At 59.3% G+C, this 10854-nt stretch carries 7 protein-coding genes; all 7 read right to left on the reverse strand.

Annotated elements, in window-relative coordinates:
* Positions 1–27: 27 nt before the first annotated feature.
* Positions 28–1479 (reverse strand): dipeptide permease DtpD, encoded by a 1452-nt coding sequence (gene dtpD, locus ACK3CV_RS19915; RefSeq protein WP_049213637.1) that lies wholly within the window; start codon positions 1477–1479, stop codon positions 28–30.
* Positions 1480–1547: 68 nt separating this feature from the next.
* Positions 1548–3686, reverse strand: coding sequence for a lysine decarboxylase CadA (gene cadA, locus ACK3CV_RS19920; RefSeq protein WP_043139919.1), 2139 nt, complete (start codon positions 3684–3686; stop codon positions 1548–1550).
* 95 nt (positions 3687–3781) lie between these two features.
* Positions 3782–5125, reverse strand: a complete 1344-nt coding sequence (gene cadB, locus ACK3CV_RS19925) for a cadaverine/lysine antiporter (protein ID WP_041036471.1) — start codon at positions 5123–5125, stop codon at positions 3782–3784.
* Positions 5126–5493: 368 nt separating this feature from the next.
* On the reverse strand, positions 5494–7047 hold the full coding sequence (gene cadC, locus ACK3CV_RS19930; RefSeq protein ID WP_047570737.1) for a lysine decarboxylation/transport transcriptional activator CadC: 1554 nt from the start codon (positions 7045–7047) through the stop codon (positions 5494–5496).
* An 89-nt stretch (positions 7048–7136) separates the two neighbouring features.
* Positions 7137–7526 carry a VOC family protein gene (locus tag ACK3CV_RS19935; RefSeq protein WP_033655316.1) on the reverse strand — a complete coding sequence of 130 codons (390 nt, stop codon included), beginning with the start codon at positions 7524–7526 and terminating at the stop codon, positions 7137–7139.
* 105 nt (positions 7527–7631) lie between these two features.
* On the reverse strand, positions 7632–9776 hold the full coding sequence (locus ACK3CV_RS19940; protein ID WP_060431013.1) for a lysine decarboxylase LdcC: 2145 nt from the start codon (positions 9774–9776) through the stop codon (positions 7632–7634).
* Between the two features lie 111 nt (positions 9777–9887).
* Entirely contained in the window at positions 9888–10847 is a 960-nt protein-coding gene (accA, locus tag ACK3CV_RS19945) for an acetyl-CoA carboxylase carboxyl transferase subunit alpha (protein ID WP_004931972.1), read from the reverse strand.
* Positions 10848–10854: the final 7 nt, after the last annotated feature.

The following is a 10854-nucleotide window of genomic DNA, read 5'->3' on the forward strand; positions in this document are numbered from 1 at the left end:
CACGTTAACCCCGCCTACCGTCATCAATCAAGCATTAACCGTCCGTGCCTGGCGCCGCGTCAGCAGCCACCAACCGCCCAGCACCGCGATCACCGCCAGCGCGCATCCGGCCGCTCCCCAGCCAATCTGGGCGAAAATGCGGCCATACGCCTGCATCGCCGCCCCCTCGACGTGATCCTCGGCGGTCTGGTTGGCGATGATGCCCGCCAGATAGTTGGCGATCGAGCCGGTCGCCAGCATATAGATGCCGGTCAGCACGCCGGTGGCGCCGGGGATATTCAGCCGGGTGATCTGCGCCATCGCCACCGGATCGATAAACAGTTCGGCGAAGCCCATCACCGCCAGGCCGGCGATCATCAGCCCCATCGATCCCGGCCCGTGCAGCCGCGTATTGAGTGCCATCAGCGTAAAGCCGACGCCGATCAACAGCAGACCGAAGGCGAACTTGCACCAGATGCGCAGCGTGCGATCGCCCGTACCGTCGCCGTTCGCCAGCCATGCCAGCGCCACGCCGCCCAGCATCACCGCGCAGGCGTTAACCGACTGGAACAGCGCGGTCGGCACCGTCCAGCCGAACCAGCGCCGATCGACGAAGTGATCGATAAACAGGCTGATGGAGCTGCCGCCCTGCTGGGCGAAAGCCCAGAACAGCGTGCCCAGCAGCATCAGCACAACAATCTGCCATAGCCCCCGGCGCTGGCCGGCGTCCGCACGCAGCATAATGCGTGCCACCAGCGCCACCGCCGCCACGCACACCAGCCCGAGCAAATAGCCGGCCCAGTCGTGCACAAACAGCAGCGTGAAGAACAGCGGCGATGCCAGCAGCGCCGCCAGCAGCCAACCCCAGTGCGGCAAACCCAGGCTTTTGGCGCGCATCAGCGGTGCATTCACGCCGCGGGTATGGCGGAAGTGGCGCCCGCCGAGCAGGAAGATCGCCAGGCCGGCGAACATGCCGATCCCGGCCAACGCAAAGCCGACGTGCCAGCCATAGCGCTCGGCCGCCAACCCACAGGCGATCGGCGCCAAAATGGAACCGACGTTGCCGGCGGCGTACAGCAGCGAGAAGCCCCCTTCGCGGCGCGAGTCGTGCGCCGGATACAGTTCGCCCAGCAGGCAGCTGATATTGGATTTGAACAGGCCGTAGCCGCAGATGATGATGGCCAGCGCCAGATAGAGCGACTGGGCGGAGACCGCGCTCAGGCCGAGTACGATATGCCCCAGCGTCATCAGCGCCGCGCCGGCGATCACCGCGACGCGATTGCCCAGCAGGCGGTCGGCGAGCCAGCCGCCCAAAATAGGAGTGACGTAAACTAACGAAGCGTAAGCGCTGTAGAGATCGATGGCGTGGCTGTCGGTATAGCCGAGTTGGTGGGTCAGATAGAGAATCAGTAACGCACGCATGCCGTAAAAGCTGAAATATTCCCAAATTTGTATGGCTACGACATAGTAGATTGCGCGCGGCTGTGAGGGTGTTTTCATGGAGGTCTCCCATCAGTCGGTGAACGGCAAAGGGGAAGCGCGAGCGCCTCCCCTGTTATTGGCTGCGGTTATTTCGCCTTCAGCACTTTCACCCGATAACGTCCGTCCGCCTGACGATAGGCGCCGTGAATATCGGTTTCAAAGCCCGGATAATGCGCGCCGATTTCGCACAGCATCTGCAGGAACTCCAGCACCGGCCGGCTCTCCTCGGTCAGCATTTCGCCCGGCATCACCAGCGGCACGCCCGGTGGGTATGGGAGGATCATATTGGCGTTGACCTTGCCGACCATCTCTTCCAGATAAACCTCTTCCACTTCGCCGTGCAGCTCTTTCTGGAACGCCTGGTATGGGTTCATCACCATGGTTGGCAGCACTTCGAACGCGCGGTACATCAGGTCCGGCAGGTTGTGCTGCTCCACCAGGCGGTGAATGTTCTGCGCCAGATCCTGAATGCGCATGTTTTCATAGAAATCAGGCGCTTCGTGATACAGCGAAGGCAGCATGTTTTTCACCCGCAGGTTCAGATCGAACGAGCGTTTGAAGTCGGTCATCGCGCGCAGCAGGCTGAGCGCCTTGGTTTTGTCGATGCCGATGCTGAACAGGAACAGCAGGTTGTACGGCCCGGTTTTCTCGACGATGATGCCGCGTTCGTCGAGGTATTTCGCCACGATGCTGGCCGGGATGCCGAACGGCTGCATCTCGCCTTCCTTGCTCATCCCCGGCGTCAGAATGGTGACCTTGATCGGGTCGAGATACATGTGTTCGTTATCGATGTTCTTGAAGCCGTGCCAGGCGCTGTCGGAACGCAGCGGCCAGCATTCCGGCTCATCGATATGCTCCGGCTGCCAGACGTCGAAGAACCAGCCGTCGGACTCGACTTTCAGGCGTTTAATCTCTTTGCGGAACTTGATCGCGCGCTCGATAGAGCCGTTGATCAGGCGCTTGCCGGCGTTGCCTTTCATCATCGCCGCGGCGGTTTCGGTCGACGCCACGATGCCGTAGTGCGGCGAGGTGGTGGTGTGCATCATGTAGGCTTCGTTGAAGGTTTCTTCGTTGATGTCGCCCTTCACGTGAATCATCGAAGCCTGCGAGAAGGCCGCCAGCAGTTTGTGGGTGGACTGGGTTTCATAGATCACCTTGCCCTCCACGCGGCCGCCGCTCATGCCGCACTTGCCTTTATAGATCGGGTGGAAGTTGGTGTAAGGCACCCAGGCGGAATCGAAGTGGATAGACTTCACGTCCAGGGTGTTCTTGATAAAGTCGGTGTTGTACAGCAGGCCGTCATAGGTGGAGTTGGTGATCACCGCGTGTACCGGCCAGGTGGCGTTCGGGGTCTCCTTCACGCGTTTGGCGATGGTGGCGCGCTGGAACTCGCTCTGCGGAATGCCGCCGAGGATGCCGTAGGCGTTGCGGGTCGGGCGGAAGTAGATCGGCGTGATGTCGCTCATCATCATCAGGTGAGTCAGTGACTTGTGGCAGTTACGGTCAATCAGCACCGTGCTGCCCGCCGGCGCCGAATACATGCCGACGATCTTGTTGGCGGTGGAGGTACCGTTGGTGACCATGTAGCTGCGTTCGGCGTTGAACACGCGGGAAATGTACTCTTCCGCCTCTTTGTGCGGGCCGGAGTGATCCAGCAGCGATCCCAGTTCGGACACCGAAATCGAGATATCCGACTTCATGGTGTTCGGGCCGAAGAAATCGTAGAACAGGCTGCCCACCGGGCTTTTCTGGAATGCGGTGCCGCCCATGTGGCCCGGCGTACAGAAGGTGTATTTGCCTTCGCGCACGTATTTGAACAGCGCCTTGGTCAACGGCGGCAGGATGGTGTCGATGTACTCGTCGGTGTTCTGTTTGATCTTGGCGGCGATGTCGGTTGCCGCGCCGAGCGCATATTCGAAGAAGCGCACCTGCATGCGCAGATCGTTCAGGCTGACGTCCAGCGTCGAATAGGTGTTGGCGAACGCGTACAGCGGCATGTATTCGTTCAGCTGGCTGATCTCTTCGCACAGCTCCAGGTTGTATTTGTCCCAGTCGAAGATCACCCCGCACAAGCGGGCGTTGTTCTCGATCAGTTTCAGCAGGTCTTCGCGATCGTTAGGGTAAACGATGCGGAAATCCAGACTTTCCAGCGCCTGATGCAGTTCACGGATAGGCTCTTCTTTGAAGTAGACACCCATGTGATTCATGATGGCGATAACGTTCATATGCATTTCTCCTGGCAAAGCAAGCCCCTTCCCGTCGCGGCTGACAGGTCGGAAAGAAAGGGGCTGGGTAAATTCAGTCGGTCAGCGGACGCGAATCAGTGCGCTTTGGCCGTGGTGTTTTCATCGACCGCCGCGGCGTTGGCAGCCTGGCGGGTATTCATTTTCCGGGCGTAGAACATCAGGATAATCAGGCTGATGATAAAGGTGCCGGACAGTTCGAATGAGTTGGCGCCCATCAGCGCGATGAAGCAGAAACCGCAGCCGCACACCGAAGCGATCAGGCTCAGCAGGTTGCGCACGTTGACCCCTTCGAAGCGGATCAGGTCTACGCAAGAGTAGAAGTAAGGCAGCATGGTCAGCAGCACCGCGATGCCGGTCAGTTCGCCGAACAGGTCGGACGCTTTGCCGCCGGCGGAGCTCATCAGGGTGATCAGCACCATCAGCGCGGTCATTTTGCAGCCGGCCAGCAGCAGGCCTTTCTTCGGAATGCCGTTTTTATCCAGCTCGCCGTACACTTTCGGGAAGTTGCCGTCGTTGGCGGCGCGTACCCCGGCCTGGCCGACCAGCATCATCCACGAACCGAGCGACGTCAGGCAGGCGAAGGCAGTGAAGGCGGAAACCATCGGTGCTGCCCAGTTGCCCATAATCGCCGAGGCGCTGATGGCGAACGGCGCGCCGCTGGCGGCCATTTCAGACGCCGGGAACATACCGCTGATCACCTGAGTGGCGGCGATGTAGATAATGCCCGCCAGGCCGGTGCCGAGCATGGTCGCCAGCGGCACGGTGCGTTTCGGGTTTTTCACCATGCCGGTGCTGACCGCTGCGGATTCCACACCGATAAATGCCCACAGGCACAGCAGGATACTTTTAATCACCGCATGGCTGTCGGTGGTACCGGAGGTATTCCAGTTAGCCTGGTAGGTGGCGACGTCAAACCAGTGCCAGCCGAGGGTGGCAGTCACGATCACCGGGATCAGCACCAGCACCAGGCCCAGGGTGGTCAAACGGCTGACCCAGGTTCCGCCCAGCATGTTCACGAAGGTGAAGATCCATACGATGGCGATACAGGCGATGCCGGCAGGTACCGGGTTATTCAGCGCCGGGAAGAAGGTGGAGAGATAAGAAACGGCGGTAATGCCGATGGCCAGGTTACCGATCCAGTTGGCATGGTAATAAAGCACGCCGGTCTGGAAACCGAAGGCCGGGGAAATTTCACCCGCGTAGGCGATAGGGCCGCCCTGCTGCGGGTTTTTGGTGGCGAGGCGGGCATACACATAGGCCAGCGACATCGCCCCGATAATCGAGATCACCCATCCCCAAATGGCGATAGATCCGAGACTCGCCAGGTTGGCGGGCAATAAGGCAATCCCGCTCCCCATCATATTACCGGCGACGACGCCGGTGCAGGCAATAAGCCCTATTTTCTTGGGTGAAGCCATGGTCAGTTTCTCCTGATTTACGTTTCTTATAAGCCACACCCATAAATGAAAGATTTTAATGAGCCGGCTTGATAGTCAGGATGCTAACCATCGGGGGGAATAAAGTCCTAAAGATAAAGTGAGATTACGCTCATGATCATACAAATGATAACCTGAGGTTTTTCATTAACACATCAAGATAAAAAGGTAAGCTAAAGAAAAGATAAACATCATTTAAAAACAGCAAAATAGCGAGGTTAATCACGCATAACAAACGGCAAAAAAAGAGCAATATTGCGCAGAAAAATAATACATTCATGCAACATGGCTTTACCAATAAATAACGCCGCCATGATCCCGGAGAATAATGGCAGCGTGATAGCGGTTAATTATTGGCGCTGATAGTTATTTAAATAAGGCACCACGTTGGTCAATGACGTCTGGAATACGCCATTGGTGATCCAATGCAATGTGTCTTCGCCGGGGCGAAGATTGAATGCGGTAATATAAGAATCCGCCGCCAAATGGTTCTGCCCCTGCATTTCATACACTTTCCCCAGCAGCACATAATTCAGCCACGACATTTGCAATTCAATCCCCAGATCGATCGCCCGGTGCGCCTCGTCAATGCGCCCCTGCGTCAATGCATCTACCGCCAGAACTTGCTGCATGATTGGCGTGTTTTTCAATTCCGGGATGGTCGCCAGATGGCTGATATCGGCGCGCAGTTGCGCCAAGGCCTGGCTGTCGAACGGTTGATAAGAATTGCGCAGCAGGTCCACCAGCGCTTTTTCCGCCAGCAGGTAGTGGAAGTTCGGCGCGCTTTTAATCAACTCGCTCAGCTGGGCGCTGGCGCGGGTCAACGAATCGGCGTCGCCGTGGATCAGCAACTGATGCGCCTGGTAGAAACGCTGCAGCAGCGGCCCGTTGTCGGGCAGCAGCTGCGCCAGACGCTGCTCCAGCTGTGGCGGCCAGGGCTGCTTCAGCGCTGCGGACAGGCTGGAGAGGAAGTCGGTCTGGATCTTCAGCTGGTTATCGGCGGTAATGAAGTAACGCTTGTCCAGCATGACTGAGCTGTCGGCGTTATCCACCAACCGCACGGACAGGAAACACTGCTGGGCGCGGTAGTGGCGCTGATTGACGAACTCGATATACAGCGACTTGCCCGAGTTGCTGGGGCCGGAATAGTTGTAGTTGGTCTGGTCGTGCACCAGGAAGGTCGAGTAGGTGTTCAGCGAATCGGTGATCAGCTCGCTGACGCCCACCACATAGGAGAGCTGCGGCATCCAGTTGCTGCAGCTCTCGCCGCCCTGGATGCGAATATCGATATCGCGCGGGTTGAGCAGCACCGGCATGGTCGATACCGGCACGCGCTGCGACAGCGTGGCGATGCCGACAAACGCCACGCAGACGCTGAGCGCCGCCAGAAACGCCAGCCACACCCAGAAGGTCGAGCGGCGATAAAAGCGCGGCTTCTTTTCGCCGGGCGCGGCAACCGGCGCGCTTGCCCGGCGCGGCGGCACATACGGCGTCTCGTCTTCCTCGCTGCCGTCTTCCGGTTCATGCATGATCACCGCAATCTGCGGCGCCGGTGCGGGAGCGGGTTGCGTCTCCCCCTCTTCACACCAGATCACCGACGTCGCCAGCTTATACCCGCGCTTGGGCACGGTGATAATGTATTCCGGGCTGTCGCTGTCGCCGTCTTTCAGGTATTTGCGCAGCTCCGAAATACATTGGGTCACCACGTGGTTGGTGACGATATTGCGCTTCCAGACGTTGTCGATCAGCTCGTCGCGGCTCAGCACCACGTCCGGATGGCGGGCGAAATAGCACAGCATGTCGATCAGGCGCGGTTCCAGCGTTTTTTGGCGTCCGTCGCGGCTGATGGTGTTGTCGGCAGGGGTAACCAGCCACTCCCCGACGCGAAAAGCAGGCTCTTGCATGGCGGAAATAACTCTGTAGGCATGTAGGGCAAGGGCGCGATCATAGCATAACCGCCCCCGGCTGTGGCCGCCGGGAGGCGATTAAGCCGTTAACTCTCGTATAATTCTAACGGTAAACCATCGGGATCGCTGAAAAAGGTAAAGCGGGATTGGGTGTAAGGATCGACGCGTACCGGTTCGCAGGCGACGCCGGCCGCCTGCAGATGGGCGATGGCCTGGTCAATGTCGTCAACGCTGAACGCCAAATGGCGCAGGCCGCAGGCCTCCGGGCGGCTGACGCGAGCCGGCGGCGAAGGGAAAGAAAACAGCTCGATGGCGTATTGCCCGTTGAGCGCCAGATCCGCTTTCCAGGAGTCGCGCTCCTCGCGGTAGACCTCGCTCAGCAGGGTGAATCCGAGAATGTCGCAGTAAAAACGCTTGCTGGCGGCGTAATCCGCGCCAATGATCGCGATATGGTGTACCTGACGTAACGCCAGCATGGCGGCCTCTCCTGTTCGGTCTGATGAGGCAAGGTATCCGGCGGCGGTGATGCCGTCAATGGGAACGCCCGGCATATCTTTCCAAACCGCCGGGCGTGTTATGCATTATGGCTGTGGGGCTTTCAACACCTTCACCAGATAGCGCCCGTCCTCCGTCAGCCTGGCGCCGTGGATGTCGGTTTCAAAACCGGGATAGCGCTCGCCGATCGAGCACAGCATCAGCAGAAAATCGAGTACCGCCCGGCTCTCTTCGGTGATCATTTCCCCCGGCATCACCAGCGGCACGCCCGGCGGATACGGCAGGATCATATTGGCCGCCACCTTGCCCACCAGCTGATCCAGCTCGCAGGTTTCCACGTTGCCGCGCACCTGCTCCTGGAACATCTGGTGCGGCGTCAGCTTCATTTCCGGCAGCACGTCGAACGCCCTCTGCATCAGGCGCGGCAGATCGTGCTGGCAGATCAGGCGATGAATGCCGGCGGCCAGATCCTGAATGCGCATGTTGCGATAGAAATCCGGATCCTCGGCGTACAGATCCGGCAGCATGTTCTTCACCCGCAGATTGAGATCGTAGGCGCGCTTGAAGTCGGTCAGGCCGCGCAGCAGGCTCATCGCCTTGGTTTTGTCGATGCCGATGCTGAACAGGAACAGCAGGTTGTACGGCCCGGTCTTCTCCACCACGATGCCGCGCTCGTCGAGGTACTTCGCCACCAGCGCCGCCGGGATCCCCTCCTCCTCCAGCGCACCCAGCTCGTTCATGCCCGGCGTCAGGATCGTCACCTTGATCGGATCGAGGTACATGTGATCGCGATCGGTCTGGCCGAAACCGTGCCAGTTGTCGTCCGGATCCAGTGGCCAGCATTGCGCCTCATCGATCTCTTCCGGCTGCCAAATGTCGAAGAACCAACTGTCGCTCTCCTCGCGCAGCCGCTGCACTTCACGGCGAAAATGCAGCGCGCGCTCCACCGAGCGGTTGATCAAGCGGCGCCCCGGGTTGCCGCGCAGCATGGCGGCTGCGGTCTCCATCGACGCCACGATGCCGTAGTGCGGCGAGGTGGTGGTGTGCATCATGTAGGCTTCGTTGAAGGTGCTCTCGTCGTAGTCGCCCTTGATATGAATCATCGAGGCCTGCGAGAAGGCCGCCAGCAGCTTGTGCGTCGACTGGGTCTCGTAGAAAACCTTACCGGGCACCCGCTCGCCGCTCATGCCGCTCTTGCCGTCGTAAATCGGATGGAAGTTGGTGTAAGGCACCCAGGCGGAGTCAAAGTGGATCGATGGCACCTCCAGCGTCTGCTTGATGTAGTCGGTGTTGTACAGCAGGCCGTCATAGGTGGAATTGGTGATCACCGCATGCACCGGCCAGGTGGCGTTCTCGGTCTCCTGCACCCGGGCGGCGATGCTTTCGCGGGTGAACTCGCGCTGCGGAATGCCGCCGAGGATGCCGTAGGCGTTGCGCAGCGGGCGCAGATAGATCGGCACGATATCGCTCATCATCAGCAGGTGGCACAGCGATTTGTGGCAGTTGCGGTCGATAAGCACGGTGCTGCCGGCCGGTGCCGAATACATGCCGACGATCTTGTTGGCGGTGGAGGTGCCGTTGGTGACCAGATAGCTCTGCTCGGCGTTGAAGGTGCGCGCGATATACTCTTCGGCCTCCAGGTGCGGCCCGGTGTGATCCAGCAGCGAACCGAGCTCGGTAACCGAAATCGAGATGTCGGCCTTCAGGGTATTGGCGCCGAAAAAGTCATAGAACAGGCAGCCCACCGGGCTTTTTTGAAACGCGGTGCCGGCCATGTGGCCCGGCGTGCAGAAGGTGTACTTCCCTTCGCGCACATAGTTGAACAGCGCCTTGGTCAGCGGCGGCGTAATGGTATCGATGTATTCCGCGGTGTACTGCTGGATGCGCTGCGCGATATCGTCGGCCGCATTCAGGCCATACTCGAAGAAATAGAGCACCATGCGCATTTCATGCAGGCTGACGTCGAAGGTGGAATGGGTATTGATAAAGGCGTACAGCGGCAGGTATTCATTCAGCTCGTTGATTTCGCTGCATAGCTCCAGGCTGTAGTCGTCCCAGTCGAAGATCACCCCGCAAATGCGGGCATTGGCTTCGATCAGCTTCAGCAGATCACCGCTGTTTTTGGGGTACACCAGCTGGAATCCCATGGCGGCCAGCGCCGCGTGGAGCTCGCGGATCGGCTCATCTTTGTAGTAGACGCCCGTCGGGCCCATGATGGCGATGATATTCATCGGCAGCTCCTGTCAGTTAACGGCCAAGTCTCTATAACACCACGAAAATCCGGTGGTGTGTAGCCAAAAAAAAACCGCCCGGAGGCGGTTTCTTGCAGCGAAGCACAGAACTCAGCAGTAGCCGTAGTTCATCAGACGCTGATAGCGGCGGTTGAGCAACTCTTCGTCGTTCAGGCCGTCCAGATCTTTCAGATCGGCCAGCAGCTGCGCTTTCAGCGCGGCGGCCATTGCCGGCACGTCGCGGTGCGCGGAACCCAGCGGCTCCGGGATCACCGAGTCGATCAGCTTCAGCTCTTTCAGACGCGGCGCGGTGATGCCCATCGCTTCTGCGGCCAGCGGCGCCTTATCGGCGCTCTTCCACAGAATGGAGGCACAGCCTTCCGGCGAAATCACCGAGTAGGTGCTGTACTGCAGCATGTTCACCTTATCGCCCACGCCGATCGCCAGCGCGCCGCCGGAGCCGCCTTCACCGATGACGGTGCAGATGACCGGCACGTTCAGGCGCGACATCTCACGCAGGTTGCGCGCGATGGCTTCGGACTGGCCGCGCTCTTCCGCGCCCACGCCCGGATAAGCGCCCGGGGTATCGATAAAGGTGATGATCGGCATCTTGAAGCGCGCGGCCATTTCCATCAGGCGCAGCGCCTTGCGGTAGCCTTCCGGCGCCGGCATGCCGAAGTTGCGGCGGATCTTCTCTTTGGTTTCACGGCCTTTCTGGTGCCCGATGATCATCACCGGGCGGCCATCCAGGCGCGCAATACCGCCGACGATCGCTTTGTCGTCGGCGTAAGCGCGATCGCCCGCCAACTCTTCGAAGTCGGTAAAGATGTGTTTGATATAATCCAGGGTATAAGGACGGCGCGGGTGGCGTGCCAATTGGGCAATCTGCCAGGCCCCAAGATCGGCAAAAATCTTGCGCGTCAGCTCAACGCTCTTTTCACGCAGGCGCTGAACCTCTTCGTCCAGATTAATATCTAATTTTTCGTCTTGACGGCTGACTGCAGTCAGCGAGTCAATTTTCGCTTCCAGCTCTGCAATCGGCTGTTCAAAATCAAGAAAATTCAGACTCATAGCATTC

The organism is Serratia sp. TSO36, assembly GCF_057808395.1.

Excerpts from the sequence above, each read along its gene's own strand:
- dtpD (WP_049213637.1), bottom strand. The coding sequence starts at position 1,479 with ATGAAAACACCCTCACAGCCGCGCGCAATCTACTATGTCGTAGCCATA.
- cadA (WP_043139919.1), bottom strand. The coding sequence starts at position 3,686 with ATGAACGTTATCGCCATCATGAATCACATGGGTGTCTACTTCAAAGAA.
- cadB (WP_041036471.1), bottom strand. The coding sequence starts at position 5,125 with ATGGCTTCACCCAAGAAAATAGGGCTTATTGCCTGCACCGGCGTCGTC.
- ACK3CV_RS19940 (WP_060431013.1), bottom strand. The coding sequence starts at position 9,776 with ATGAATATCATCGCCATCATGGGCCCGACGGGCGTCTACTACAAAGAT.
- cadC (WP_047570737.1), bottom strand. The coding sequence starts at position 7,047 with ATGCAAGAGCCTGCTTTTCGCGTCGGGGAGTGGCTGGTTACCCCTGCC.
- ACK3CV_RS19935 (WP_033655316.1), bottom strand. The coding sequence starts at position 7,526 with ATGCTGGCGTTACGTCAGGTACACCATATCGCGATCATTGGCGCGGAT.
- accA (WP_004931972.1), bottom strand. The coding sequence starts at position 10,847 with ATGAGTCTGAATTTTCTTGATTTTGAACAGCCGATTGCAGAGCTGGAA.